Origin of the sequence: Bacillus sp. Marseille-Q1617, assembly GCF_903645295.1 — a bacterium.
Taxonomy (GTDB): Bacteria; Bacillota; Bacilli; order Bacillales; family Bacillaceae_B; genus Rossellomorea.
Genome location: NZ_CAHJXM010000001.1, coordinates 2,006,358 through 2,032,301, shown reverse-complemented (window position 1 = coordinate 2,032,301; position 25,944 = coordinate 2,006,358). Strand labels below are relative to the sequence as shown.

The window sequence follows — 25,944 nt, the reverse complement described above, 5'->3', positions numbered from 1 at the left end:
TAAACGTGTAAGTGGATGTTTAGTTCCTCTGAAGACAAATTTATCGTATAAAGAAAACAGCGTGCCCTAATGGGCATCGCTGTTTTGGATTGGCAGACTGATCTTTACTTTTGTTCCTACCCCTTCGGTGGACTCATACGTGATCTTACCACTGTTGTTTTCAATGATTTTGTGTGAAATCAGAAGTCCTAATCCAGTTCCCTTTTCTTTTGTTGAATAAAAGGGTTCCCCCAGATGTTGAAACACTTCTTTCGGGATGCCTTCTCCATTGTCTTTAACAATGATGATATACTTCCCATCTTCTGAAGATGTTTCAATTTCAATCCTTCCATTTAGGTTAATGGCGTCAATGGCATTTTGGATGATGTTGAAAAATACCTGTTTCAAGCCGTTGGAGCAGCCAAGGACATTCCCGGTCTGTTCACCTGCATGCAAGGTTATTGTCCCGTTTTTGCTTTTGATTCCCGTGTCTGCAATCGTTATGACTTCATGCAGAATGTCTTCCATATTCAGTGATTTTTTTAAGATGACCTGAGGTTTTGCCAGGTATAAAAAGTCTGTAATGATTTCTTCCATTCTGCTGATTTCTTTCACTACGATTTGCAGATATTCTTCATTATACTGTTTTTTATCGTCACACAACTGAAGAAACCCTTTAATGGGAGTGAGAGGGTTTCTTATTTCGTGAGCGACTGCTGCTGCCATTTGTCCGATTACAGCTAGCTTTTCCGATTTTTTTATGTGTTCCTCCACCATCAGTCGTTCTTCAATATTACGTGATACAGAAACAACGTGCATGATTTCCTCTGACTCAGGATCGAAGATTGCTTTCAGGACACTTTCAAACCAGCTGTATTCTCCCGAATTACTCTTTACTCTATACGTTACTTGTATAACATTGTTCTCTTTATTTAGTGAGGATAATAATTCTTCAATTTTAGTCTGATCTTCTGGATGAATAATATCATATGGGTGCGTCCCCACTAACTCATTGGGCGAGAACCCAATGGAATGAATAGAAGGTGATAAATAGATATAGGTACCATCCGGTTCGTGAAGATTAATAATATCTGATGAATTTTCAGCAAGCAGACGATATTTCTCATCGCTCTTTTGTTTTTTGACCTCTATTTCCTTCTTTTCGGTAATATCGATTACTTGACCCAACACATACGAAACTCCCTGATCTTGTATGAGAGATACATGTAAGTCTCCTGTTCTCAGCTCCCCCGTCCGGGTAAAAAAGCGCTTCTCCATTTGATATTCCCGGCGCTTCCCTTCTATCACTTCCTGTAAGTACCCCATATCAATCTCGTAATCTTCCGGGTGTGAAAATTCTTCAAGAGAGTTCCACTTCCAGGTTTCATCTTTATAACCGATAAACTCCTTGAAGGCAGGATTGACCATTACCTTCGACTCATCCACCGTCATCACTAGCTGGGGGATCCTTGATTGATAGAACACCTCTTTAAAAAGACTGGCTGCCAGCATGATTTCACCGCCTTCTTCTTTTGCTGCTTATTTTACATCAAATAAAAACTGGACTTTCTTCTGTTGGGGATCCCATCCCAGATAAGCTGAAAATTGTTTGTCCCCTTTTTTAAATCCATCGATGCGATCTGATTTTCCTTCTTTCAACACTTTCTTGACAACGGTTGCTGTTATTTTTTTTGAAAGGATTGTTTTAGAGATGGTAAAGCTGCATTTTGCCTTTTGGTAATTGGCGCAGCCGTAAAATTTTCCTTTGTCTATGATTTTTCCGCCGCATTTTAAGCAGGTGCCTAGGCTGACTTTACTGCCCCTCTTTCCCTTTTTTCCAGGTGTCCGCTGAATGGAGGCTGTATCAAGGTCACCAAAACTCCATGATTCCGCTTCACTCAAGGCGTTCTGTACGAGTGTACGGCTCAATTTTTTTACTTGTTCCATAAATTCTGGTGCGGATGCATTTCCTTTTCCAATCTGCTGAAGGCGCTGCTCCCATTTTGCTGTCATTTCGGCTGAAGCCAGTACATTGTCACCAATTGCACGTATAAGCACTTTAGCTTTATCGGTCGGATGGACAATATTTTTCTGAATGCTTATGTACTGACGGTCTTTAAGCATGGTAATGATTCCTGCCCGTGTTGCTTCAGTACCCAATCCTTCCGTCTGTTTGAGCACTTTTTCAAGTTCATCATTATCAATATATTTTCCGGCGGTCTTCATCAAAGTGATCAACTGTCCTTCTGTGTACCTTTTAGGAGGCTGGGTTTTTCCTTCCTTGATGCTCACTTTGTTCACACTGCCTTGGTCTTTCTCATTTACAGGAGGAAGCAGCGGTTCCTTTTCTTTCTCGTTTTCAACAATGATCTTTCTCCAGCCCTCTTGAAGAACCTGTTTTCCTTTTGAAATAAATTCTGCACGGTCATCCACAAGAGTCGTAATGGTCGTATAATTTATGATGGATTTATCGTGGTGTGCCGCAATGAAACGCTTGATGATCACATCATATATTTTTTTCTCATCCGGAGAAAGGGATGACGGATCGGTAACCTGTTCGGTTGGAATGATTGCATAGTGATCTGATACTTTAGCGTCGTTTACATAGCGTTTATTATTCATCAAGCTCTCATGCGGAGTGGGTATCCATTGACTGTAAGGCCCGTATTCCTTCAATTTGTTAAGAATCTCGGGAAATGTTTCTGCTTCACCTCGGGTTACGTATTGGGAATCCGATCGCGGATAAGAAACGATTCCTTTTTGATAAAGCTTCTGGAGGACATCCAGTGTTTTCTTTGGTGAGAATTTAAACATCTTATTGATTGTCGCCTGCAAGGATGAAAGATTAAATAGCATCGGAGGGGAGAACTCTTTTCTTTCTGTTTTCACCTCTTTTATGACTGCAGGCTTATCCTCACAGAAAGCAGCAATTTTCCTGGCAAGTTCTTCATTTTGAACACGGCTCTCGCCGTCTTTTTGCCATGTACCCTCATACGTGTGATCAAGAAATTGAAAATCGGCCTTCACTTCCCAAAAGGGTTCACTCTTGAATCTATCAATCTCATCCTCCCGCTTGACAATCAGTGCAAGCGTTGGGGTTTGTACCCTTCCGGCCGAAAAAACATCCGACATACCCTGCTGTTTCAGTAGAATACTATATGCCCGGGAAGCATTCATTCCCACCAGCCAATCGGCGCATGCACGGGAATATGCTTCATAGTATAGATTTCGCAGTTCTCCTTCTTCCTTCAAGCTTTGAAAGCCATTAACGATCGCTTTTTCCGTCAGCGATGAAATCCACAGCCTTTTCATCGGTTTTTGGACACGGGCCATTGAAACGATGTTCCGGATAATCAATTCCCCTTCCCGCCCTGCATCCCCGGCATGAATGATTTCAGTTACTTCATTGTTGTGCAGCAGTTGTTTTATGACTGTGAACTGCTTAGCTTTCGCTCTTGACAGCTCATACTGAAATCGCAGTGGAATGATCGGCAGGTCATCAATCTTCCACTTCTTCCATTTGCTATCATACTTTTCTGGAGCTTGCAGCCCGAAGAGATGGCCGACCGCCCAAGTAATATAAGCCCCTTTTGGAAAAAGTTCGTTAGGCTGTACTTCTATGTAACCTTGTTTTTTCCGATGAGGAAACGGTTTGGCTAAAGTTGCACCTTGATCAGGTTTTTCGGCAATCACAACTTTCATCGAATGTCTCCTGTCCATGTTATTATTTCTTCATTATACCACGATTTTCCGAACCCTTGTTCTAATAAAAAAATAAAATTCTATTCTAATATCTCGAGGATCTTTCACTTCCCGCAGAGTTCTTCAGCTTACGCCCTGCTAAACAACTGCCTTTACCCCAAAACGATTATGAGTTATTGCTTAACTTTCAATAAAAAATGTTACAGCTAAGAAGGTTTTTCCTTAACTGTAACACTTTGAAAATGATCATTGACCCAAGTTTTCCAGGTTCCCTTTGATTTCCTGCAATTGATTAAAGGTTTGTACAATTTCAAGATTTTGCAGCTCGCTCAATTGAACTTCTCCTTTATCGATTTGAGCCTGCGCTTCTTCTATTCCCTTGAGTGCTTTATTGTTATACCCCTCCACTTTTGTATGAATATCCTCTGCAAGAGATGGCGGGGTCAGATCATTTATTTCCTCTATTTCTGTTTTCATCTCATTCAGGCGTTCTTGAAGTCTGGGAATGGCAGCCTGATCTGCCGACGCCTCCTCCACTAACGCTGGAAAATCATGTGCAAATTGTTCCGCTTCGTTTAAGTAATCCGTCATTTCTTCTACATAGGTTAAGCTGTTATTGGCTTCTTGTAACAACCCGCAGCCGGTAAGAAGGAATACTGATAACAGTAACAGGATGAATTTTTTCATGTTTTCTCTCCTTTTCATCACTTGATACTACTATATACGATGGGAGTAACATAAAGGTTTCATTTTAACTTTGACATAAGGGATGTTCACTTAAGTATGTTTACTTAACGAATCCAATAAAAGAAGAGCCGATTATGCATCAGCTCTCCACATGTTACTCGATAATCTGAAGTTCTTTTGGGAATTTTGTCAAAGTTTCATACCCATTTTCCGTAATGAGTACATCATCCTCTATTCTGACTCCTCCGATTTCAGGAACATAAATGCCCGGCTCGATCGTATAGGTCATCCCTTTTTTTAGAATGCCGTCATTTAAATGACTCATCGATGGGAATTCATGGACATTGATTCCGAGTCCGTGACCAATCCTGTGAGGGAAGTGATCTCCATACCCTGCTTCAGTGATGATATCACGGGCGATTTGATCCAGGTCTCCTATACGGTTGCCTGGCTTGCTTGCTTCAAGTGATGCAAGCTCTGCATGAAGAACAGTATCGTAGATTTCCCTTTGCTTATCAGAAACTGATTTATAAGCAAATGTCCGTGTGATATCTGATGTGTATCCTTCAAGGACGACTCCGAGATCAAACAGCACAAAGTCTCCTGGCTGCAGCTTTCTGTCTCCAGGATTTCCGTGGGGGTCTCCAGCCTTTTCACCAAACAATACCATTGTCGAGAAGGACATTTCACGTATTCCTTTTTTCTTCAGCTCGTATTCAATCTTCGCAAGTACTTCCATTTCAGTGATGCCTTCCCGAAGTGCACTAACCCCTACTTCGACTCCGAAATCTGCCATCTTAGCCGCCCGGCGCATGATTTCAATTTCTTTTTCATCTTTGACTACACGCATTTCGTTTAATTTGTCTTCTGCATTTACCACCTCGGCATTGCTGAAAATGGATAGAAACGCTTCACTGCGCCCATATGTTAAGACTTCTTTTTCAAATGCCAGTTTATTCCCTTTCACTCCACGCTCTTTTATTGCTTGCTGTATAAAATTCCATGGATTTTCATGGTCGGAATAACCGATCACTTCATATTGCCATCCTGCATCCTTGACTTGCCGCGCTTCCATTCCCGGAACTACCACAAAGGGATCTGCATCAGGGAATACGAATAGACCCATCAGCCGTTCATGAGGATCTGTGTGAAAATTCGTCAAATAAAATACGTTTTCGGTTGAATTGATAAATGCCGCTCCAATGTTCTCATCATTCAACCATTGTTTTAAGGTTTCTAATCGCTGTTTCATTCTTGGTTCCTCCTTGATTCTCTTATATATATGGAATCGTATAAATAAGCATATTTATGCTAACATATTTTTGTCTTTACGTGAAATACGAAGCAAGAAAATAAAACAGGCATAAAAAACACCCTGTTGTTTATTTGACAGGGTGATGCTTTTCCTACCTCTTGCCTATAAAGAGTTGGAACCTAATATGATATAATTTGGATACACAGCAGATGTAGGGTGGGAGTGGCCACTTCCTGGCTAAAGGAGGTGGTGCCTATAGTGACAACGTATGAGGCATTGACGCTAATGATTACATTCAGCTCTTTGATCGTCTCCATCATTGCCATTGTTATTTCGAATGACAATAAGAAATAACCCCACCCTCGTTAAGCGCCTAAACTTAGAAGGGCAGAGTTATTTCCTTTCTCTATTGGGCCACTGCTTTCCTTGCAGTTGCTGTGTGGCGAGAGACATCGGCTGCAACCGGTGTCTCTTTGTTATTAGTTATGCTCTACTTTTAAGATAGTATAGATTTTTAATTAAATCAAGGTATTAACCTTTCCAGATTAATATCTATATTACGTTATGACATACGTTTGATTAATATGCAGTTTCACTCGGTTTAGGCTTTCGAACGAATGCCATGATCCCGGCAATTAAGAATAAGAGACCAGGAATGAATCCAAATCCTATGGTACCGACCCCGATCACAAGGGCAGCTAGAATGAACATGATTCCTGAAAGGATTGGTTTTTTGTTTTTCACAATTGTGAGAACAGCAATCAATCCAAGAATGGAGGCAATGATACCGATAGCGATTAAATACCATCCCATGGTTTCTGCTATTCCCAAAATAAATGAAGTATCCTCAGGTGTCATCGCGGGATCACCCTCCATCATATTCTCCATTTCATTCATTACTGCAGGATCACCCATGCTCATATTCGTTGCGATTCCGATGATGGAGAACAAAGCGGATAACACGATTCCGATGATTCCCATTACTACTTCTCCAGTTCTTTTAACCATACGTTTCCTCTCCTTCGCTAAGTCAAACTTTACATTTTCTTGAACGTCTAAACATATCACTCTGTTGTATGTTTCGTCACTTTCTTTTTCATATAAGATTCCAACATACCGATATCCTCTGGAAATGCCAACGGAAGGCTTCTCAACTCTTCAAGTGATACCCACTCAATTCCATGGATTAATCCATCAGGATCTTGGATAGTTGCTGCCCCGCTGATGACAGACGTCTCAAAATAAAGAACTTCTATAGAAATTTCTCCACCAGATCCCCATTTAGTATATACTTGTTTACCGACTTCTACTTCGTATCCGGTTTCTTCCCAAACTTCCCTCTTACAGCATTCTCCGATGGATTCATTCGGTTCCAATCCTCCCGAAGGTATGGACCAGAGTTTCTCTTCATCCTTTTTCCCTTGGTACACCATGAGTAAACGCTCATTTTGAATGCAGAGAGCCGCAGCCCCTTTCCAATTCAATTGATGTCCTCCTTTCGATCATGCAATCATGGTGTCATCGTCATTTCTGCTTTCTTTTCATGAAAATAGATTCACTTCACATTAGGATATTCTATATTTTTACAAATTTCTCCTTCTTCTGCAATGAAGTCTTATTATTCAGATTATTGATGATAACCTCAAGAAATATCCCCGTTAATCCGCAAGTAAGGCTACATGCTGAGTTTTTTCAGTATCATTTTTTCCACTCTATTCCAAGGCAGAATGGCTTTTAACAGAATTGTCAATTTGGTTCCCCTGCCGGCAGGGATTCTAAATGCAGTTACTTTACCGGCTGCAATATCACCTACGATAGCGGCGATCTCTTCAGGGTTCCCTAACTTTTCCTGGCCGTTTTCCAATTCTGTTTCAATTTTTTCCATGTAGGTATAATAGGGTGACTCTTTTTCAAGAGATCTGGAGGCCACCTTTTTGCCTGAAGTCCAAATGTTTGTTTGATAGGAACCGGGTTCAATTAAAAATACATCAATGCCAAACGGTTTTAGCTCCAGCCGGAGACTCTCGCTATATCCTTCAAGTGCATGTTTAGAAGATACATATGGACTTAAACCCGGAAAGCCGAAACGGCCGCTGATGCTGCTCATATTGATGATTTTTCCATTCCCTTGATCCCTCATAAAAGGCAAGACGATTTGAGTAACTGCCATCACCCCAAATACATTTGTTTCAAATTGTTCCCTGTATTCATTGATGCCCACCTCTTCTGCAAATCCTCCAAGTGCATATCCTGCATTATTCAAAAGAATATCCACTGAAGTATACTTTTCGTTCAGTGTTTCTTTAAAACCTTCGATGGATTCTTCAGAGGTAACATCCAGAGGCAGGATTGTTATGTAAGATTCCACACCACGTGTTTTGGCCATTTTTTTTAATTCATCTGCTTTTTTTATATCTCGCATCGTTGCAAGTACATAAAACTCCCGACTTGCAAGTTCAATTGAAGAAAGTAATCCAAAACCGCTATTAGCACCTGTCACGATTGCAATTTTTCTATCCACCGTTCTTCCCCCTAGTTCAAGTTATCTAATAATAGTATAGCAATATGGAAAATATACATAAAAAAAGACGGCTTCATCCCATTGAAGCCGTCAAAGTCGAGGATATGGTGTCAATTTCACTTGTAAGTGTACGATAACTATCACCTATTTTTCAACTGCGCTATAAAGCTTTCATTGCTTCTCTGCTTATATGGACAAAAGTGTGTGGTGGTTTCCGCACGAATTCATATATTTATATAATTTCAGGCATAATGTAGAAACTCCTATTTTGCAGGGGCAGTGGCGAGTTCCTCTCCTTTATTGTTATAAAATGTTACTAATGGAACGGCGAGTTGTCTTTGGTAATTTTCCACTTGAATAAAATATGGACCCTTCCCCAGTTTAACTTTCTTAAAGTCTATCTGATTACGATACTGAAAGTGATCTGCCCCGCTGTCCCTAACGTTACCGTATACGATAAATCGTTGGTTATTCAAGTAGCTCGAGCCAAGTAAACCATGGTTCGCTTCCTCGTCTCTAACCAATTCGTAGAGTGGAAACGAATCTGTTTTGATATAATAAGCAATCCCGATTTTTTCGTCCAAGCTTTTTGTAGTATACAAGAGAACATACTGATCTCCGATTTTTCTTTTTAGAACAACGCTGACCTTATTTTTATTAACTGTCTTGAATTCTTCTAAATGTGACTCCAGGTTGTCTTTTGTTGAAAGGAGGTCTCTTTTTTCTATAATATTCATCAGAAGAGTGCTAATGGCGGTGCTAACGATTATAATCAACAAAACCTTTGGCATCTTTAACTTCTTCACTGCTTTCCTCCTGAATCGATGTCTTTATATACGTATTCCCTGAAGATTGTAAATCCCAGCTTTTCATAAAAGTCCCTTGCCATTTTATTGTCACGCCAATAGTCCAGTTCGACTTTAGGTAAATGATGATCAGCTGCGAGACGGAAAATTTCATTCATGAAAACCGTGCCATAGCCTTTCCCCCGAACATGTTCTTCAATACTAATTTGATGAACCAGCAGTGACTTGTACGCTTTCTTAAATGGATTCTCGGGGTAATGCTTAATTTCGAGCCATGCATATCCAACGGTCTCAACTTCATCTTCAAGTATAAGGAAGATGTGGTTAGGCTTAGAGATTATTTCTTTAAAGAATCCCTTGATTTCCTCGTATCTATAGTCTTTAAAATAGCCGGGATAAGCTTCCGCATGCACTTTTTGAACGGCTTCATTTAATACGGCGATTTTCTCATAATCATTGGTCTGATAAATATTCATGTACTTACCCCCATTTTTTCCTTGTTTTCCAATTATATCAAATGTAATGAATCCTGTAGTGATTTTTAAGACAACTTGGAAAAACACAAAAAAATCAGCAGGGGCTTACCCTGCTGATTCGCCATTTCTACTGTTGATCTACCGGCACCACTGCATTTTTCAATTCTTTTTTTAAATCCAGCGTGTATTCTATTTTTTGTTCTGCTTTCCAGTTCAATAGCTTTGCCATGATATCTATTGCTGGTTCGTGCCACTTCTCAACCCATTCACGGTCAAAGAACATGGCACCAGTTCTGCGGGTAAAGAAGTCAATCGGCGTCGCAGCCATTTCTTCCTGTACAGCATAGATGAGCTGGGCATAGAGAGTGACGGGCACCGTGCGCTCTTCTGATGAGCCGCTGTATGCATGAGCGAGCTTGAACAATTGGTCGACGTTGGAACCGTACATACGTGCAAGCTTTTGTCCTTCTTCTTCCGTCAAACCGTATTGAACGGCTTCTTTGGATTTTTGGTCGATAAATGCCTGTAAGTTTTTGGATCCTCCTACATGACCGCCGGATATAGGCATGTTCTTTGTTTCAGAAGATGGAAATTTCTTTTTCGTTTCCTCTTTCAATCTTGCAGATACAAGATCCACCACCGTCGCAGCCATTTTACGATAGCCGGTCAATTTTCCTCCTGCTATGGTAATCAGCCCGCTCTCCCCTTCCCAGATTTCGTCTTTACGGGAAATTTCAGAAGGATCCTTCCCTTTTTCAAAAATGAGTGGGCGGATACCGGCCCAGCTTGATTCCACATCCTCTTCCGTTACCTTTACTTCAGGAAACATATAGTGAATGGCGTCAAGAATGTAATCTCTATCTTCTGTAGTCATTTGGGGTGTCGCTTTATTTTTATCATAAAAAGTATCTGTCGTTCCGACGTACGCTTTTCCGTCCCTCGGAATCGCAAAGACCATGCGGCCATCTGGTGTGTCGAAATATACAGCTTGTCGTAAAGGGAATTTACTTTGATCGATGACAATATGGACTCCTTTTGTCAGGCGGAGCTGCTTGTTATTCGTGCTGTAATCCTTTCCGCGTACTTCATCAACCCATGGGCCGGCGGCATTGACGATTTTAGAACCGCGGATTTGCAAAGTTCCTCCATCTAAAAGATCTTCCGCTTCGATACCGACGGCTTTTTTATTTTCATAAAAAAAACGCTGCGATTTTGTATAATTAATGGCTGTTGCTCCATGTGCAATCGCTTCTTTCATCACTTCAATCGTTAGACGGGCATCGTCTGTGCGGTATTCCACGTAGTAGCCTCCGCCTCTTAAGCCATCCTTTTTCACAAGCGGCTCTTTTGAAAGGGTCTCTGCAGCAGAAAGCATCGATCTCCTTTCACTTTTCTTTACCCCTGCAAGAAAATCATATACTTTCAAACCGATCGATGTGCTGAATTTACCGAACGTACCGCCCTTGTGGAGGGGAAGCAGCATCCATTCAGGGGTCGTCACATGCGGACCGTTTTCATACACAATTTCACGCTCTTTCCCTACCTCAGCCACCATCTTCACTTCAAATTGTTTCAAATATCGCAAGCCGCCATGAACAAGTTTCGTTGACCGGCTGGATGTCCCCGCTGCAAAGTCCTGCATCTCTACCAAGGCCACTTTTATTCCACGCTTGGCAGCATCAAGGGCGATACCTGCACCGGTAATACCGCCTCCAATGACGATTAGGTCATAGTCCTGGGAGGCTAATTGATTTTTGATTTCTTGTCTTGCAGTACTTGAAAAGGTCATAATATACATCCTCCTGTATACACATTGTAAATCGTATTAATAAATTCAACTTCAGTTTATATATTGATGTTCTAGTAAGTGTATATCCATAAAAAAAGAGACCAAAACTAACATTATGGATTTGCAGGTCCATAATGCAGTTTGGTCTCTCTGGATCTCTTACCGATTTATTAACTTGTTATCATTATATCATAAATAAATATCATTTAAAAGCCATAGCGGCATTCACAGCTTTTTTCCAGCCGCCATATAATTCTTTTCGATCTTCTTCAGCCATTTTCGGTTCGAATTCCTTTTCCTTGTTCCATTGTTTAGAAATCTCTTCGCGGTCTTTCCAATACCCTACTGCAAGCCCTGCGAGATAAGCGGCGCCCAGTGCAGTGGTCTCACTGATGACAGACCTTTCGACTGGAACATCTAGGATATCACTCTGAAATTGCATCAGGAAGTCATTTTTCACCGCTCCGCCATCCACACGGAGCTTTTTCAGTGCAATGCCTGAATCAGCTTCCATGGCTGTCAATACATCTTTGGTTTGATAGGCCAGGGATTCCAACGTGGCACGTACGAAATGCTCTTTCGATGTCCCCCGGGTCAGGCCGAATACCGCCCCCCGGACATCGCTGTCCCAATATGGGGTTCCAAGTCCAACAAATGCAGGGACTACATATACGCCCTCGGTGGATTCAACCTTTTCAGCATATCCCTGACTGTCTTTGGCATCTTTCAACATTCGAAGACCATCACGCAGCCATTGAATGGCAGAACCCGCCACGAAGATGCTTCCTTCCAATGCATATTCCACTTTTCCGTCGATTCCCCAAGCAAGGGTGGTCAGTAATCCATTATCGGATTTCACTGCATTATCCCCGGTATTCATGAGCATGAAACAGCCTGTACCATACGTGTTTTTCCCCATACCTTTCTCAAAGCAGGCCTGTCCGAATAAAGCTGCCTGCTGATCGCCGGCTGCACCTGCTATCGGAATCTCCTGTCCAAAGAAATGATGGGGGATCGTTTTCGCATACACATCTGAAGAAGGCCGTACTTCAGGAAGCATAGACTCCGGTACGCCAAGTATGTCCAGGAGTTCGCTGTCCCACTCTAGTTCATGAATATTATACATTAATGTTCTTGAAGCATTTGAATAATCGGTTACATGTGCCTTCCCTCCGGACATTTTCCAAATCAGCCATGTATCAATCGTTCCAAACAGAAGCTGACCGTTCTCCGCTTTTTCCCTTGCTCCTTCCACATTGTCAAGAATCCACTTCACTTTTGTTCCTGAGAAGTAAGCATCGATTAATAAACCCGTCTTGTTCCGAAAGGTGTCATTGTGTCCCTGTGCCTTCAATTCTTCGCAAATGCCTGCTGTCTGTCGTGACTGCCATACAATTGCATGATAAATAGGAGTACCGGTCTCTTTATCCCAGACGACCGTCGTTTCACGCTGATTCGTGATCCCGATCCCTTCGACTTGCTCCGGCTTCACGTTGGACTCTGATAAAACGGTTGCAATGACGGACAATATAGAACCCCAAATTTCATTAGCATTGTGTTCTACCCAGCCCGGTTTAGGGAAATGCTGTGTGAATTCTTTTTGGCTGGTATGAACAATTTCTCCTTTTTTATTAAATAAGATGGCTCTTGAACTTGTCGTACCCTGGTCTAATGATAAAATAAATTTTTCCATGATGATTCCTCCCGTGAACTTAGTTTTCAGCTGATAATTTTTCTACCTTTTGTGAAAGTGTCAATTTTCTGTCGCTTAAGTAAGCTGCTCCCAGAACAGACAATGTTATGAATAGGACAACCCAGAAGCTTGTTGTGACTTGTCCTGTGAATACAGCTTTATAGAATAGGCCTCCGAATGATCCGCCCAATACCGGACCTAACACCGGAATCCACGAATACCCCCAATTAGAAGGTCCTTTTCCCGGTATCGGCAGCAAGAAATGTGCGATACGCGGACCAAGATCACGTGCTGGATTGATTGCATACCCTGTCGTGCCTCCGAGCGAGATCCCAATGGCGATAATTAAAAATCCTACAATGAATGGATTTAATCCATCTGTAAATGTATTCGCTCCAATTGACAATAATCCTACCACTAATACAAAAGTTCCGATGATTTCACTTAACAAATTAGAGAATACATGCGGAATGGCCGGACCGGTTGCGAATACGCCCAATTTCACTCCTGGATCTTTCGTCGCGTGCCAGTGAGGCAAGAAATGCAAGTACGTAATAATGGCTCCGATGATTGCTCCAAGCATTTGTGCGAGAATATACTGCGGTACCTGGCTCCATGGGAAGTCGCCATTGAAAGCCAGCCCAAGAGTCACAGCGGGATTGATATGGGCCCCGCTGAATTGGCCGACAGCATACACACTCATCGCCACTCCCAGCCCCCAGCCGAAAGTGATGACGATCCAGCCGGAGTTATAGGCGAATGATTCCTTTAAATTAACGTTTGCACACACTCCTGCACCAAAGATAATGAGCAAGGCTGTTCCAATCACTTCTCCTAAAAATGCTGTCATGTCTTTCCCCTCATTTCAATTTGGATTTCTGTGAAGAGACCGTTTTCAAAAGTAGGTATTAACCTTTTGCTATAACTGTATATATCCTGTTTACTTCAATGGAAAACAGGTATAGCTCAAAAATTCAAAAATAAAAAGAGACACACGAAACCAGGCCCCTTCAAGGCATGAAATTCGTGTGTCTCTTTGTCTCTGTACACAGTGTATTAACTTGGTTACTATACTAATATGCAATGAAAACGTTGTCAACAGGAAATATGTCCTCGGTGGACCAGAAACATGGCAGATTCATTTTTGATCAAAGTGCTTCCATAACGCTCGGTCGGATGTCGTAATGGCAGTGGCACCGGCATCAATTGCCGCCTCCACTTCCTCGATGGTATCAATGAGACCTCCAGCAAATATGGGCTTGCCTGTCTTTTCTCGAATTTCAGTTATGATTTTCGGTACAACCCCCGGCAGCACTTCAATGTAATCAGGCTCGGTTTTATGTATCAATTCAATACTCCGTTTCATTGCACTTGAGTCGATCACGAACATTCTCTGTGTAGCGTAGACGCCTTTTTGCCGCGCTTTTTTTATCACATTTCCCTTCGTTGATATGATGCCGTATGGTTTGACTTCCTGACATATATATTCCGCTCCATATTCATCATTGGAAAGTCCGTGAATAAGGTCGATATGCAGGAACATGTTCCGGTTTTGCTGCTTTGCATATTGAAACACACTTTTCAGCATGCCCACGTGAAGATCCAGGAACACGCCATATTTAAAAGACGTTTCCAGCATTTTATCAAAGTCCTTCATTGACCTGATCGCAGGGAGTATTTTTTGTCCTTCGAAGCTCATGATTTCACCTTCCTTATTGTTATTCTGTTTCCACTATACGTGTATTCACTCCGTGAGAATGGATCATGCCTATCTTTTCTTCGCCTGTTTCATCATCCGTAATGACGAGAGCCAATTTCGACATGGGGGATTTCATTACGGCGAACATGTCCATACCTAATTTGTGATTCTCCATCAATACGATGTTCTTTCTTGAATTGGTAAGAATCGTGTTGTGGAAGATTGCCACTTCAGGCGTTGAAGTGCTTAGCCCCCGAGTGGATAATCCTCCTGCAGTTACAAAATTCACGTCAATCGTAAATTGTTTTGCAAACTCATTGGCCAACCCATCCGTAATATTGCCGGACTCTTTCATCTTTCCACCAATCAGATAGGTTTCTACATTAGAAAAGTCCCTAAGATGATAGGCTATTTCCACTGAGTTGGTAACAACGGTGAATACAATAGTTCTGGGGATATATTTTAGCATTAAGTAATGGATAGAGGATCCACCTATAAAAACGGTTTCGTCCTCTTTGATATACTCTGCCGCTGCTTTTGCAATCGCATTCTGGGCGGGGTTACCCTCTCCGTACCGGATAGAAGGGGCTTGTGGTTTATTGCGGGCTTTTGGATTGGGGATCGCCCCGCCATGTGTCCGCTTTAGCAATCCATCTTCTTCCATTATCGATAAGTCCCTGCGAATGGAGTCAATTGATACGTTATATTCTTCTGCAAGATCTTTAGCTAATACCCTGCCGATTTTTTCAACTTTTTCTAAAATCTTTTCTCTTCTTTCTTCAGAAAACATGAGAGTCCTCCTTTGTTCACGTTTATTCATGTATGCTTGACTTTTATATTCATATTATTTCCCGTTAAAGGAGGCTGTCAACGAATACTTGATTTTATTCCCTATTATTTGTTTTTACAAAAAAACTGCCAAAATAAAATCAGGCAGCCTTTTCTATTTATGAAAATGAGTATGTCTTTAATAAATGAAGGTCTATCTCATCATATTCCTTTAATACGATTCCTTCATTCCATAGCATAATGTCATTGGTTTCATTATTATTTATGAAGGGCTGAATGTCTTCCACTGTTTGGTGAAAAACGGGATTGTATTGGACCATTCCTTCAGCGGTTCTCACTTTCATCAATCCCTTGAACACCATGGAGTCCAATCTCTGCCCTGTTTCTTCATACAATTCTCTCAATGCGCATTGTTCAGGTGTTTCACCATGCTCCCTTTTGCCTGCAGGCAGTTCCCATTGATCTCTATAAATGTTATAGCATAATAAGTAGTCGCTGCCCTTCTGGACAATGGCATATGAACCTGCTATCGGGTGGTAACGTGTGACGTCCTCTTCTATCGACGGTATGAATTCTACAAACTGTCTGCCAACATTATTTTCTTTCATCGGCTCCCTCCGGCTTGATCCAGAAACGAAGAATCACGTTTCCGTCTTCTTCAATAAAATCACGGTCTGGTATCCCGCCATTGTTAAGGATGGTCTTTTTAGAGGCCTCATTCCATTTATCACAGACGACCAATGTTTCTTTGATACCAAGTTCCATTGTCTTTTCCAAAGAAAGAGAAAGCAGCTTCGTAGCATACCCTTTCCTTCTTTCAGAAGGTCTTATGCCATATCCAATATGCCCTCCCGCATTTAAGAGGTTTTCAGTCAAACCGTGACGAATGTTGACCACACCCAACACTCGATTATTTTTCCCGACTAACCAATAGGTGGAATCAGGGACCCAGCCTTCGGGCAGGTTTTCACCTTTTTCTGCAAGATGCAGTGATTGAATCATTCCATTAAAGTCTGAAGGGTCTTTTTTGATGACCCATGGAACCATGTCTTCACCAGATGTTTTCCATTCATGGTAAAAATCCATGTACTCTTCTTTAAATTCAGCAGTAGGTTTTACCAGTCTCACATTCTCACCCATCCTGTACTCTCCTTTTATGGAAATTTGAAATAGTTTACCATATCAAAAGAGTAAGTGGAAGAATTTTCTTATGACAAATTCCATTGAAACCAATTGCCGTGTCCATCTGTGTCTCCGACAACATGGCGCTCTTCTCTTCCGTTTAAGTAACAGTCCAGGTGGAGCTGCCTGTCCCATATATTATTATAAAGATGAAATACATCCCGGTTACTTCCTATTTCTTTAATTTTAGCTTGTAGCTCTTTTTTGGAAGACTCGGGGATTTGATTGGCGACATGGGTATGGAAAATACATACTGCATGGTCATCAGGGATTTCTTTTATTTTATCAGGGAAACTTTCGACTCCGTCTCCTTGGATAAAATCAATCTCGACTTCTTTAGTCATTTTAGCTGCAGAGGTAAACAATTCTCTTCTTTCAGAGTGTTCCGGCCAGATCAGGGCTAATAGCCATGGATGGTCTTGTTCGGTATTTATATGCAAATCAAATCCTGTTCTGGAGGCTACAGGCGGCGGGGCAGACTGAAGTTTTGGTAAGTTGTCTCCTTTTATTTCAGAAGCAATCAATACATCCGATGTTGATGACCCGTACAGCTTTTCGTCCGATCCATATTTGTAGCGATACCTGTCCCAGGCCAGCTGCAATCCTGCACTCGTCCCTATTTCAATCAGTGCCAGGGGTTTCATTGTTCTTTCATATATATAGCAGAATGCAGGATACAGATAAGAGCATCTTCTTACTTCGTTGGTTTGGACAAGTTTGGTTTTCAATATGTGTGTCAATTGAGTTTTATACTGCAGGCAGAAGTCTTTGAAGTGTGAGAAGGATTCTGTGATGGGTAAGGGTCCTTGCACCAAGCTGGGATAGTAGTTTCGTAACGGATGGGATGGATCGTTCATTAATATGAAATGCACCCCGCCGAATAACAGATTTGGAACAGGCTGGCCTTCCCTGCAGAATGTGCATATTTCGAGAAGCTCATCATCATTTGCTATCTGGCAGGAAAGGTACTCATAGAGAGGGCTCGATTGATGGCATTCCAGTTCTGCAAAGGTTTTAAATCGTTGTGATAATAATTGTTTATTCATTGGATATGCCTCCCTAAAATCGTCACGATTCTGTTCTGGATCTCTTGTTGATCCAAGTATTGGAAAAGTCCGATACCGTTCCCCCAAGGATCCTTGAAAGTCGCCCACTTGACGGGAACCTCCTCTCTTGAGTGAATACAGAAGTCCTCAACCTCCAACAATCCCATCAATCGTTCTTTTTCTGCTTCCAGGTCAGCTACACCTAACCGGATGGGGCCGCTGCCCGGGGCAGGGCTGCCCTCTGCTACCTGAAGCCAGCATCCCGGAAGCAGTTCCCACTCGGCAAATCCATCATGGGGCACAAAGTCAGGTCCTCTGCTCAATAGCGTTTCATACCATGATTGTCCTTCTTTCATATTTGGAACACGTACTTGAATAGTCATTTCATAAATCATTTATAAGCTCCTTTCCATCATGTGAAAATGAGAGAACCAAGTGGCCACACATCGTTCTCTCTTATTTGATAATGTATCGACAACGGATTAAAACGCCCAGTTGCCATTCCTGAAGATCGCTATTTTACTGCCGTCCCGAAGGATTCCATCTATATTCATATGAGAAGAACCGATCATAAAGTCTTCATGAACAATACTTTCATTCAAGCCCTTCTCTTCCTTTTCTTCATCCGATAGAATATTCCCATCTTTGATACATGTAGGGTAGGCAGAACCGATTGCTAAATGATTGGAGGCATTTTCATCAAATAAAGTATTGAAGAAGAGAATGCCTGTATCAGAAATTGGTGACTTATCAGGTACCAGTGCGACTTCACCTAAGTATGAGGCTCCTTCGTCCGTCTCGATCATTTTTTCTAGTACATCCAACCCTTTTCCGGCATCCAGTTCAACAATTTTCCCTTCTTTAAAGGTCAGGGAGAAATCCTCTATCACATTGCCGTTATACGCAAGGGGCTTAGTGCTCCTTACAGTGCCGTTAACGCCTTTTCTCACAGGAACGGTATAAACCTCTTCTGTCGGCATATTGGCGATAAAATCGGTTCCACCCGGAGTTTTACTTGCCCCTGTCAGCCACAGGTGATCTTCATGCAGCTCAATGGTCAGGTCTGTCCCATCTGCTTTGTAGTGGAGCTCTTTTAATTTCATTTTATTAAGTTCGCTGGCTTTCTTTTTCAACGTAACGATATGATTTCGCCATTCTGTTACCGGATCTTCACAGCCAATTCGGACAGCTGTAAAAATACGCTCCCATAATGCTTCCATCTGTTTTTCCTTCTCGAGCTGTGGAAAAACTTTGGCTGCCCACTTTTGTGACGGCATCGCGATAATCGACCAGCTGATTGAATCTGTATCAATTGCTTCAAAGAACCGATCAAGGGCCAATCCTTTCGCTTTTTCAAAGTCTTGGATTCGACCCGGATTTATTCCTTTCAATAAGTCGGGATCATGTGACTCAACTTGAAGAAATGCCCCTTTCCGGTCGACTACCCATTCATGAGCATCAGACAGCCATATAGGAAATTCCTGAAATGTTTCATCCGGCGCCAGCTCATAATGGGTCCGGATGATTTCTTCATCTTCCCACTGGACGTGGACGCTTTTAGCCCCAGCCAGATATGCTGTCTTACAATCTTTCTTACGAGCTCTTCCGTACCAAGCGGTGCAGCCACCCATAAATCCTGTCCCTCTTGAACATTTACACCGACTTTGACGGCGAGCTCCGCATATTGATCAAGCTTATGTTGAAATTCTTTATGTACACTCATTTTATTACTCCTTTTCCATTAATCTCTCAATATACTCTTTCATCTTCTCGGTTGTCACCTCGAATGGTTCATCGGGTTCCCAGATTGACTCGTCTTCTTGATAAAATTCAGCAAAATCCTGACCTTTGTATCTCGGTATTACATGCATATGATAATGAGTCAGATCGCTAAAGATCCCTCCGTTTTGGCAAATCGTAATACCATCAGGATTATAAAGTGCCTGTATGGTCTTAGATATAATCTGGATGGCTTTCATGACAGACAAGTTCAGCTCTTCATTGAACTCCACCCCTTCTTCAACATGTTGTTTTGGCAGGATCATGACGTGCCCCGTATTGTATGGTTCATGATCCAGTATGCAGCTCAAAAGAGAATTTTCATGAACCAGATAAACCTTTTCCTCTTTATTGGCAAGCCGGCAGCCAAGGCAGCTGTGATTGCTCATTTTTCTACCTCCTCAGTGCTTAAAGGATATTCTTAGTTTTAATCGAATATATAGTATTCAGAAACCTATTGTTTCTACTATCATAACATTTTAAGGAAAGAAGGGTAGTAAATAATGGAAGTATTGCGCTTGGACAGGTCGCATGCAAAGGCCTATCTTCAATTGAGACTGGAAGCACTTCAAACAAACCCGGAGGCATTCGGGGCAAGTTACGAAGAGACCATTTCCAGAAAGAAGCCAGTAGAACATACAGCAGCGAGACTCGATCAGCGGGAGAATTATACATATGGTGCGTTTGTTCATGATAAGCTGATCGGAATGTTGGTCTTAGTACCTGAAACCGCAAAAAAAATGAAACATAAGGCTTCTATTTTCGGGATGTATGTAACTCCAGAACAAAGGGGGAATGGGGTTGCAAGGGGACTGATGGAAAAAGCGATATGTAAAGCCAGAGAGCTCGAAGAACTTGAACAGATAAATCTGACCGTCGTAACGGCAAACGATTCAGCTAAAGGACTATATCAATCAATGGGTTTTACTTCTTTCGGTTTGGAAAAAAGAGCACTTAAATACAAGGGAGAATATATTGACGAAGAATATATGGTTCTATTTTTATAGGTTAAAAAAAGAACGAAGAATGAACAGGGTTCTTCGTTCTTTTAATAACATCAGATTAATCTTCAGGATTGACTATGGCATAATGCTGATGATCTTCCCATTTTCCGTTGATTTTTACATTTTTGATGAAGATTCCTTCTTTATGAAAGCGGGCTTTCTCTAATACCCTCATCGAAGCGATATTATGAAGCATGACTCCCGCTTCCACTCGGTGAAGATTCAATTCTTTAAAAGCATAATCAACAACCAGCTGCACAGCCTCTGTTGTATACCCCTTCCCATTTTGCTTTTTTGAAACAGAATAGCCTATATAGCAGCACTGAAGGGGTCCCCTTATCACGTCAGAAAGAGAAATGTTACCGATTAATTCGTCTGTATCGTTATGAAATATCCCAAAAGCATAGTACTCATCGTTTTCCATCCTCTTTTTTGTACGCTCCACCCGGTCTTTTTGAGATTGAAGTGTGTAAAAATCATCCTTCATCAATGGTGAGAAATCTTTGAAAAATTCTCTGTTTTCAAGCTCGAATGCCAGCATCGCTTCCGCATCAGCAAGCGTATAAGGTCTTATATAGATGTTCTTTCCTTCTCTTTTCATTTTTTCCTTCTCCCTTTGTCTGTATTTCACCGTCAGTTCCTCATAACCTTCACTTTCTGGTAATAGGGTTTCAGAAGACGGCAAATGTTTTCTTTATCGTTTATTTCAAATTGATGGTTCCATTTAAACATCTTCATCAACATTGGAAGCGTTTGTTTGTAGTTCCCTTTTTTAAGACCCGTCTTTTCTTCGATGAACCGCTTGATAATGCGGAATATGCGTTTCGGTTTAGGGGTATCAAGAAAGATGATAAGGTCCGATTGGACAAGGCTTTCCAACATCCATCCCTGATGGTGGACTCCTTCTACAATCCAGGAATCGGTTCTCACAATAGCATGGACCATGGCCATTCTCTCTTCTTCCGGCCTCCGCCGGTCCCCTTTTTCTCTCCGCTCCCACATGATATTATCAAGTTCATAATATGGAATCTTCATATTTTGGGATATCTGTCTTGCAAAGGTGGATTTACCGCTTCCGACAGAGCCGATGATATGAATTTTCCTGGCACTAATCTTCTTATCTTTCCCGCATATCTTCTTCAAGTCAGTTTGCACCTAACCACATCCAGTCAAAATATCCCTCTCCTACCATTCTAGATAATACATAAAGAATCCTTCATGAAATTGGAACTCACTGGCAGGAGATTAGAGATTTTTGATATAATACGAGAGTCTGGAGGTTAGTTAATGAAAAAAATCAAACAAAACAGGTTCATTTTTTACTTGTTTTCCTTTACAGCCATTATCAATTTCTTTGTGTTTATTCTTGATCCAAAGTCGATCAGGTATTTGTTTATCAGTATCATTTTCTTTATGAATGCATGTCTTTATTTTATTTACAGCAGAAAAGCTGAGAGCCATTATTGGAAACGCTGGAGGAAAATCAGGGTAAGAGGGAAATGGTATTATTCAGCAGGGTATGGGATGCTGCTCGTGGGGGTATTATTCAGTATCATACTGTCTATCATAATCAGCAATAATTATGTGTGGATCATACTTGCTTCATTGATAGGAGGCTTGATCTGGGGGCTAATGATGTGGATGATCAACGAAAAAGGATATAAATCTATGTTTAGTGATTGATTCTGAATCCTTGGCAAAAAGAAAAACGCTGCAACTGATTTTGATAACGGGGCATTCCTATAAAAAACATTGGAAAAAGGGAAGCAAACCCTTTTTATTGGATATGACAAGCTTTTTAAGAGATTCGGGTTCTAACCGAAACTGCACTAAAATGAAGCGTTACAGAACTTTCTGTTACGCTTCATTTTAGTGTTTTTTTCAATCTGTCTAACGTGTTAGTTTAATCTCTAAAGTGAAAGATGTGAAAATTAATTATATTAAACTAAAACAGGTTTGTAATTTTTGAATGCATAGGGTGCGTTACCCTTTATAGAGTGACTAAAGATATAAATAAAGGGAAATTTTACCGTTAATTTGCTGAAGCTCGCTTGGATAGGGGTAATTAAGGGTAAAATTTCCTTCTAATCTTGCACAGATCCCCAATTTTAATGTTATTCAAATAAATAGAAGTACATTCTACCTTTATTTTAACTGCTTTCCGTTCCATTTCTTTATTAAGGGAAGTTTCTCCCCTTATGGAATCAACAAATGTTACTGTTCTTCCATTTGGCTCGATTGGGTCCCTCGGGTAAGATTAGCTGTAAATGCATCTGCAATGACTACCACATTTTGCGCTGAAGATTGCAATTTTGTACTCCAAAACAGAACCCGTTATGCAACTGAGCGTTTTTTGTTTTAAAAAAAGTTGTTAAAAGGAGTAAAATGCAGTGCAGGACAGTCCATTGCGGCATGGCCAATGGTTCACTTTGTCAACCAATGGAGTGTCCTACTTAAAGATTTGTTTTATAACACCCTTGCCTTCTGCAACTTCTACTTCCGCATACGCACCGTTAATGAGTGTCAACTGGGGCGGCTGATGCCCGCAATCAATATCAAAGATAACCGGCACACCCAGTTCTTCAGATATTTCTTTATAGACATCTTCCGGAGTGTACCCATTGATAGGTGTATTTGCAGCACTTCTGCCGAACATGATCCCCGAACAGAGATCGAACCATCCTGCCAGTTTCATATGAAGGAGGGAGCGGCGGAGTCCAGTGGCAGTTAATTCGCAGTTTTCAAAATACCATAAAATCGGTTCGCTGCCTAAATATCTTTTTTGGAAGGCAGCTACATCTCCATACGGGGTGCCTGCCAGATGGTGGATGATATCGATGCAGCCACCGAGCAACCGGCCTTGAAGCTTTACGCTCTTATTCAATAATGTTTTCCATTCTGTTTCCTCCGTTAAATGAAATACACAGGGAGATGCGTACTCATGATTCCATTTTTCCTGGTACTTTTCTGAAGATCTTTGAACTACCGCCTCTCCAGGTTTTACAGCCAATACTCTTTCCCACATCGAAGTCGTGTCATCCCAATATTCACCCCTGAGATCGACGAAGTTCGTGCCATGGGCAGTGGCGATGCCTGTATTCAGAGTAATTGAGAATAATAGGGCACTGATGTCTGAATAACCTAATACCCATTTACACTTCATTTTTTCAAAATCAAGGAACTGAAGAATTTCCAGTAATAACTCGCCTCCCCACGGAGGTATGATGATTTCTATGGAATCATCAGTCATCATTTTCATGAACTCGGCCGCTCTGATTTCCGCACCCGCGGACCGTACTTTCTCTTGAGTCCAGGCAGTATCACCCAATGATACAGCAAAACCTTTGTCTTTAAGGCGGTCCGCAGATTGATTAAGTAAGTGATGAAGGCCCGAAGGCACCCCTGAAGACGGAGCCGTAACGCCTATTTTTGCATGCTTGTTTAAGAAAGGATAATGGATCATTTATTCATACCCCCCAGGTTGTTTTTAGTATTTTAACAGATTGATGGGTTAGAAAAAAGAATTTTTTTCCATTCAAGTCTGCTTCATCTTTCTTAGCTATGCTCGTCCTTAGAAATGAAATCAAATTGCTCAGGAATAAAAGAATTCTCAGCGCACTCAACTTGATTCTCTTCTTTTGAGGTTTTTCGTATTCTATGAACTTCAGTATTCATTAATCCCTCAATACACTTGGTGATACCATTGAGTAATAGAATCGTAACGGCAAAGCACAGCATCGGTCCCATGAAGATCCACCAAGAGAGGCCCAGCTCCTTATAGCTTGTTCCCATCAAACCTGACCATTCCTGAATGATCGGTTTAGGGGGATCGCAGAATGGTTCATAGCAAACATCGGTACCTCCGAAATAAAGGGTGAAGAATCCCAAATGGGCGATGACGAGCAATATTTGGATGACAATCTTAGGATAAATCACAAACAGCCGCATTTTTAAGTGTGGCATCAAATGCTTGTAAAAAATAAAAAAAGAACCACCGCCCAGGACTCTTGCTGAAGTGACGAACTCTTCGGAAAGAATTTGTTCCGTTTCGTTTGATATGAGAATGGCTGTAGTGGGGGTAACGATAACAGCCAGCACCAGTATCTCAATGATCATTCTTTCAGGAAGCGTTGTAGTAAACCCTTCGACTGGTTCCCATATGACGGGATACAGGATGTTGTAAGCGATGATGGATTGTGGAATAAAGTAAAACGATGTAAAGAATTTATGGGAAACAGCTTTTATTTTCAGTTTGGTAAATCCCCCGAACACCCCTATCCCAAACGAAAGACCAAAACTTATAAGAGAAATCAGGATGGCTGCCCCCAGTGTGACCCCGGCACCTTCAAGAAGTTTATACCCCATATGAAACCCGTCCCGGTCCGTTCCAAAAGGGATTTGCAGTGATGGGGGGAATGGTGCACTGCCGCTGATTTTTCCATTCTCATCATAATCCAGCACGGTTTGGGGAATTTCTTTTTCAGCTCCGGTATTATAAAGCAGGCTCGACATAATCAAGAGAAGGATCAAACTTGAAAATAGTATGGTCCCTGCCCAATAAAATGTACGGATTGTCACAGTCCCATCTCCTTTCCTGTCTTCCTGTATATGATAAGCTGCAAGATTTTCAGCAGTATGTACAAAGGAAGAAACAAAAGAATGGAGGTTATTGCAAAGATTGATGGAGTATTATAGGTAAATAAGAAAGAAGTGACACCAAATACATTAAAAAGGTATTCCAAAATCAATAGATTCGATATCATCATCCAAGCAATCTGCTTTCCGTGATGGGTGAGGCTGATGAGGACATTCCTCATCATATGGATAAACAAGATGATATAGCCGGGAAGTCCCTTGCTTCTCGCCAGCTCCACATACGGTTTCCCTTCCTCTTCCTTAAGAAATTGGACCATATTACTGAAAAAGAAAAAGGCAGGCAGAACACTCAAGGTAACGGCAGGCAATAGAATGACCTGGTTCTCCCCGACTGAAGCAAGGTCGATAAGGAGAATTCCGGTTTTCTTAAAGAACCAGACGATCAACAATTGAATAAGGACAATAATAAAGATATCGGGTAAGGAGCCAATTAAAAACGAAATGATCTTTATTGCATTCTTAAAAACTTTATTAAAAGAAAAATAAAAAATTAACAGGATAATAGAAGCAGCCAATGCAAAAATTAATGAAATAAAAAAGATGCGCGCACTGCTCCAAAAAGCCAGCAGCAAAATAGGAAACAAATTTCTCTCTATATCTGATATGGGATTGATATATACAAGGTCTAAAGGCGAAAGCAGATCTGAGAACACTTCCCCTACTTGTCTTATATAAGTCACTATTGAAAGAGACTGATTCTCTAATAGTGCTGAAGTGGAACTTACAAAAATGATTCCCGTCATGATCAATAGGATTTCACCAGCCATTAGGAGTAATTTCTTTGTCATGTCCCCTCCCCTTTCTCTACAAACGGCTATCTCTACTAAATAATGGTAACATTTTACTTTTAATTAGCAATAGTTTTTTACAATTGTGTGACT

27 protein-coding genes and 1 pseudogene are annotated in these 25,944 nt (G+C 41.3%); 3 read left to right on the top strand and 25 right to left on the bottom strand.

Features of this window, described 5'->3' with window-relative positions; translation table 11 throughout:
* Nucleotides 1–66: 66 nt before the first annotated feature.
* The 4 genes from HWX64_RS10140 to HWX64_RS10125 form a co-directional block, all read right to left on the bottom strand.
* Nucleotides 67–1,491, bottom strand: a complete 1,425-nt coding sequence (locus tag HWX64_RS10140; RefSeq protein WP_175989329.1) for a PAS domain S-box protein — start codon at nt 1,489–1,491, stop codon at nt 67–69.
* Between the two features lie 27 nt (nt 1,492–1,518).
* Complete coding sequence (locus tag HWX64_RS10135) at nt 1,519–3,681, bottom strand: DNA topoisomerase III (protein ID WP_175989328.1); 2,163 nt, start codon at nt 3,679–3,681, stop codon at nt 1,519–1,521.
* A gap of 246 nt (nt 3,682–3,927) precedes the next feature.
* Nucleotides 3,928–4,368: a DUF6376 family protein gene (locus HWX64_RS10130; protein ID WP_175989327.1), complete on the bottom strand. Its 441-nt coding sequence runs from the start codon at nt 4,366–4,368 to the stop codon at nt 3,928–3,930.
* Nucleotides 4,369–4,522: 154 nt separating this feature from the next.
* Complete coding sequence (locus tag HWX64_RS10125; RefSeq protein WP_175989326.1) at nt 4,523–5,620, bottom strand: Xaa-Pro peptidase family protein; 1,098 nt, start codon at nt 5,618–5,620, stop codon at nt 4,523–4,525.
* 261 nt (nt 5,621–5,881) lie between these two features.
* Between HWX64_RS10125 and HWX64_RS21925 the strand changes: the two genes are divergently transcribed.
* A complete protein-coding gene (locus tag HWX64_RS21925) occupies nt 5,882–5,977 on the top strand; it encodes a putative holin-like toxin (protein ID WP_224874344.1) in 96 nt (31 codons plus the stop codon).
* Between the two features lie 225 nt (nt 5,978–6,202).
* Here the strand turns inward: HWX64_RS21925 and HWX64_RS10120 are convergent, their stop codons facing one another.
* From HWX64_RS10120 to HWX64_RS10045, 16 genes and pseudogenes are all read right to left on the bottom strand, one after another.
* Entirely contained in the window at nt 6,203–6,631 is a 429-nt protein-coding gene (locus HWX64_RS10120; protein WP_175989325.1) for a DUF4064 domain-containing protein, read from the bottom strand.
* Nucleotides 6,632–6,687: 56 nt separating this feature from the next.
* The gene (locus HWX64_RS10115; RefSeq protein WP_303049471.1) at nt 6,688–7,107 is read right to left on the bottom strand and encodes an NUDIX domain-containing protein; all 420 of its coding nucleotides are present in this window, start codon (nt 7,105–7,107) and stop codon (nt 6,688–6,690) included.
* 191 nt (nt 7,108–7,298) lie between these two features.
* Nucleotides 7,299–8,144 carry an SDR family oxidoreductase gene (locus HWX64_RS10110; protein ID WP_175989324.1) on the bottom strand — a complete coding sequence of 282 codons (846 nt, stop codon included), beginning with the start codon at nt 8,142–8,144 and terminating at the stop codon, nt 7,299–7,301.
* A gap of 263 nt (nt 8,145–8,407) precedes the next feature.
* Nucleotides 8,408–8,950: a hypothetical protein gene (locus HWX64_RS10105; protein WP_175989323.1), complete on the bottom strand. Its 543-nt coding sequence runs from the start codon at nt 8,948–8,950 to the stop codon at nt 8,408–8,410.
* The gene (locus HWX64_RS10100; protein ID WP_175989322.1) at nt 8,947–9,426 is read right to left on the bottom strand and encodes a GNAT family N-acetyltransferase; all 480 of its coding nucleotides are present in this window, start codon (nt 9,424–9,426) and stop codon (nt 8,947–8,949) included. The genes HWX64_RS10105 and HWX64_RS10100 overlap by 4 nt, the downstream gene beginning before the upstream one ends.
* A gap of 127 nt (nt 9,427–9,553) precedes the next feature.
* Nucleotides 9,554–11,215 (bottom strand): glycerol-3-phosphate dehydrogenase/oxidase, encoded by a 1,662-nt coding sequence (locus HWX64_RS10095; protein ID WP_175989321.1) that lies wholly within the window; start codon nt 11,213–11,215, stop codon nt 9,554–9,556.
* 202 nt (nt 11,216–11,417) lie between these two features.
* Nucleotides 11,418–12,908: a glycerol kinase GlpK gene (gene glpK / locus HWX64_RS10090; protein WP_175989320.1), complete on the bottom strand. Its 1,491-nt coding sequence runs from the start codon at nt 12,906–12,908 to the stop codon at nt 11,418–11,420.
* A gap of 19 nt (nt 12,909–12,927) precedes the next feature.
* Complete coding sequence (locus tag HWX64_RS10085; RefSeq protein WP_175989319.1) at nt 12,928–13,758, bottom strand: MIP/aquaporin family protein; 831 nt, start codon at nt 13,756–13,758, stop codon at nt 12,928–12,930.
* A gap of 288 nt (nt 13,759–14,046) precedes the next feature.
* Nucleotides 14,047–14,607 (bottom strand): glycerol-3-phosphate responsive antiterminator, encoded by a 561-nt coding sequence (locus tag HWX64_RS10080; protein WP_175989318.1) that lies wholly within the window; start codon nt 14,605–14,607, stop codon nt 14,047–14,049.
* 19 nt (nt 14,608–14,626) lie between these two features.
* Nucleotides 14,627–15,397, bottom strand: a complete 771-nt coding sequence (locus HWX64_RS10075; RefSeq protein ID WP_175989317.1) for a DeoR/GlpR family DNA-binding transcription regulator — start codon at nt 15,395–15,397, stop codon at nt 14,627–14,629.
* Nucleotides 15,398–15,554: 157 nt separating this feature from the next.
* A complete protein-coding gene (locus tag HWX64_RS10070) occupies nt 15,555–16,004 on the bottom strand; it encodes an NUDIX hydrolase (RefSeq protein ID WP_175989316.1) in 450 nt (149 codons plus the stop codon).
* A complete protein-coding gene (locus HWX64_RS10065) occupies nt 15,991–16,536 on the bottom strand; it encodes a GNAT family N-acetyltransferase (RefSeq protein ID WP_175989315.1) in 546 nt (181 codons plus the stop codon). Before HWX64_RS10065 ends, HWX64_RS10070 begins: the two co-directional genes overlap by 14 nt.
* Before the next feature lie 68 nt (nt 16,537–16,604).
* Nucleotides 16,605–17,624, bottom strand: a complete 1,020-nt coding sequence (locus HWX64_RS10060) for a DUF2332 domain-containing protein (RefSeq protein ID WP_175989314.1) — start codon at nt 17,622–17,624, stop codon at nt 16,605–16,607.
* Complete coding sequence (locus HWX64_RS10055) at nt 17,621–18,019, bottom strand: VOC family protein (RefSeq protein WP_175989313.1); 399 nt, start codon at nt 18,017–18,019, stop codon at nt 17,621–17,623. The genes HWX64_RS10060 and HWX64_RS10055 overlap by 4 nt, the downstream gene beginning before the upstream one ends.
* An 87-nt stretch (nt 18,020–18,106) precedes the next feature.
* Nucleotides 18,107–19,347 (bottom strand): annotated as a pseudogene (locus HWX64_RS10050) (aminopeptidase).
* 4 nt (nt 19,348–19,351) lie between these two features.
* Nucleotides 19,352–19,792 carry an HIT family protein gene (locus tag HWX64_RS10045; protein ID WP_175989312.1) on the bottom strand — a complete coding sequence of 147 codons (441 nt, stop codon included), beginning with the start codon at nt 19,790–19,792 and terminating at the stop codon, nt 19,352–19,354.
* A gap of 114 nt (nt 19,793–19,906) precedes the next feature.
* On the opposite strand from HWX64_RS10045, the gene HWX64_RS10040 reads away from it, so the two are divergent.
* On the top strand, nt 19,907–20,410 hold the full coding sequence (locus HWX64_RS10040) for a GNAT family N-acetyltransferase (RefSeq protein WP_175989311.1): 504 nt from the start codon (nt 19,907–19,909) through the stop codon (nt 20,408–20,410).
* A gap of 55 nt (nt 20,411–20,465) precedes the next feature.
* On the opposite strand, the gene HWX64_RS10035 is transcribed toward HWX64_RS10040, so the two are convergent.
* Together HWX64_RS10035 and HWX64_RS10030 are read right to left on the bottom strand one after the other, a co-directional pair.
* Nucleotides 20,466–21,008: a GNAT family N-acetyltransferase gene (locus HWX64_RS10035; protein ID WP_175989715.1), complete on the bottom strand. Its 543-nt coding sequence runs from the start codon at nt 21,006–21,008 to the stop codon at nt 20,466–20,468.
* A gap of 32 nt (nt 21,009–21,040) precedes the next feature.
* Nucleotides 21,041–21,550 carry a DNA topology modulation protein FlaR gene (locus HWX64_RS10030; RefSeq protein WP_254871086.1) on the bottom strand — a complete coding sequence of 170 codons (510 nt, stop codon included), beginning with the start codon at nt 21,548–21,550 and terminating at the stop codon, nt 21,041–21,043.
* A gap of 144 nt (nt 21,551–21,694) precedes the next feature.
* On the opposite strand from HWX64_RS10030, the gene HWX64_RS10025 reads away from it, so the two are divergent.
* The gene (locus HWX64_RS10025; protein WP_175989310.1) at nt 21,695–22,090 is read left to right on the top strand and encodes a hypothetical protein; all 396 of its coding nucleotides are present in this window, start codon (nt 21,695–21,697) and stop codon (nt 22,088–22,090) included.
* A gap of 766 nt (nt 22,091–22,856) precedes the next feature.
* On the opposite strand, the gene HWX64_RS10020 is transcribed toward HWX64_RS10025, so the two are convergent.
* From HWX64_RS10020 to HWX64_RS10010, 3 genes are all read right to left on the bottom strand, one after another.
* On the bottom strand, nt 22,857–23,870 hold the full coding sequence (locus tag HWX64_RS10020) for a S66 peptidase family protein (RefSeq protein ID WP_175989309.1): 1,014 nt from the start codon (nt 23,868–23,870) through the stop codon (nt 22,857–22,859).
* A 92-nt stretch (nt 23,871–23,962) separates the two neighbouring features.
* The gene (locus tag HWX64_RS10015; protein WP_175989308.1) at nt 23,963–24,985 is read right to left on the bottom strand and encodes a hypothetical protein; all 1,023 of its coding nucleotides are present in this window, start codon (nt 24,983–24,985) and stop codon (nt 23,963–23,965) included.
* Complete coding sequence (locus HWX64_RS10010) at nt 24,982–25,851, bottom strand: hypothetical protein (RefSeq protein ID WP_175989307.1); 870 nt, start codon at nt 25,849–25,851, stop codon at nt 24,982–24,984. Before HWX64_RS10010 ends, HWX64_RS10015 begins: the two co-directional genes overlap by 4 nt.
* Between the last annotated feature and the right edge of the window lie 93 nt (nt 25,852–25,944).

What these genes read in the sequence shown, in the direction of transcription:
- glpK (WP_175989320.1), bottom strand. Translation starts at nt 12,908, where the DNA reads ATGGAAAAATTTATTTTATCATTAGACCAGGGTACGACAAGTTCAAGA.
- HWX64_RS10120 (WP_175989325.1), bottom strand. Translation starts at nt 6,631, where the DNA reads ATGGTTAAAAGAACTGGAGAAGTAGTAATGGGAATCATCGGAATCGTG.
- HWX64_RS10080 (WP_175989318.1), bottom strand. Translation starts at nt 14,607, where the DNA reads ATGAGCTTCGAAGGACAAAAAATACTCCCTGCGATCAGGTCAATGAAG.
- HWX64_RS10020 (WP_175989309.1), bottom strand. Translation starts at nt 23,870, where the DNA reads ATGATCCATTATCCTTTCTTAAACAAGCATGCAAAAATAGGCGTTACG.
- HWX64_RS10045 (WP_175989312.1), bottom strand. Translation starts at nt 19,792, where the DNA reads ATGAGCAATCACAGCTGCCTTGGCTGCCGGCTTGCCAATAAAGAGGAA.
- HWX64_RS10065 (WP_175989315.1), bottom strand. Translation starts at nt 16,536, where the DNA reads ATGGGTGAGAATGTGAGACTGGTAAAACCTACTGCTGAATTTAAAGAA.
- HWX64_RS10135 (WP_175989328.1), bottom strand. Translation starts at nt 3,681, where the DNA reads ATGAAAGTTGTGATTGCCGAAAAACCTGATCAAGGTGCAACTTTAGCC.
- HWX64_RS10140 (WP_175989329.1), bottom strand. Translation starts at nt 1,491, where the DNA reads ATGCTGGCAGCCAGTCTTTTTAAAGAGGTGTTCTATCAATCAAGGATC.
- HWX64_RS10035 (WP_175989715.1), bottom strand. Translation starts at nt 21,008, where the DNA reads ATGAAAAGAGAAGGAAAGAACATCTATATAAGACCTTATACGCTTGCT.
- HWX64_RS10010 (WP_175989307.1), bottom strand. Translation starts at nt 25,851, where the DNA reads ATGACAAAGAAATTACTCCTAATGGCTGGTGAAATCCTATTGATCATG.
- HWX64_RS10100 (WP_175989322.1), bottom strand. Translation starts at nt 9,426, where the DNA reads ATGAATATTTATCAGACCAATGATTATGAGAAAATCGCCGTATTAAAT.
- HWX64_RS10040 (WP_175989311.1), top strand. Translation starts at nt 19,907, where the DNA reads ATGGAAGTATTGCGCTTGGACAGGTCGCATGCAAAGGCCTATCTTCAA.
- HWX64_RS10070 (WP_175989316.1), bottom strand. Translation starts at nt 16,004, where the DNA reads ATGAAAGAAAATAATGTTGGCAGACAGTTTGTAGAATTCATACCGTCG.
- HWX64_RS10125 (WP_175989326.1), bottom strand. Translation starts at nt 5,620, where the DNA reads ATGAAACAGCGATTAGAAACCTTAAAACAATGGTTGAATGATGAGAAC.
- HWX64_RS10095 (WP_175989321.1), bottom strand. Translation starts at nt 11,215, where the DNA reads ATGACCTTTTCAAGTACTGCAAGACAAGAAATCAAAAATCAATTAGCC.
- HWX64_RS10060 (WP_175989314.1), bottom strand. Translation starts at nt 17,624, where the DNA reads ATGAATAAACAATTATTATCACAACGATTTAAAACCTTTGCAGAACTG.
- HWX64_RS10130 (WP_175989327.1), bottom strand. Translation starts at nt 4,368, where the DNA reads ATGAAAAAATTCATCCTGTTACTGTTATCAGTATTCCTTCTTACCGGC.
- HWX64_RS10055 (WP_175989313.1), bottom strand. Translation starts at nt 18,019, where the DNA reads ATGATTTATGAAATGACTATTCAAGTACGTGTTCCAAATATGAAAGAA.
- HWX64_RS10075 (WP_175989317.1), bottom strand. Translation starts at nt 15,397, where the DNA reads ATGTTTTCTGAAGAAAGAAGAGAAAAGATTTTAGAAAAAGTTGAAAAA.
- HWX64_RS10025 (WP_175989310.1), top strand. Translation starts at nt 21,695, where the DNA reads ATGAAAAAAATCAAACAAAACAGGTTCATTTTTTACTTGTTTTCCTTT.
- HWX64_RS10085 (WP_175989319.1), bottom strand. Translation starts at nt 13,758, where the DNA reads ATGACAGCATTTTTAGGAGAAGTGATTGGAACAGCCTTGCTCATTATC.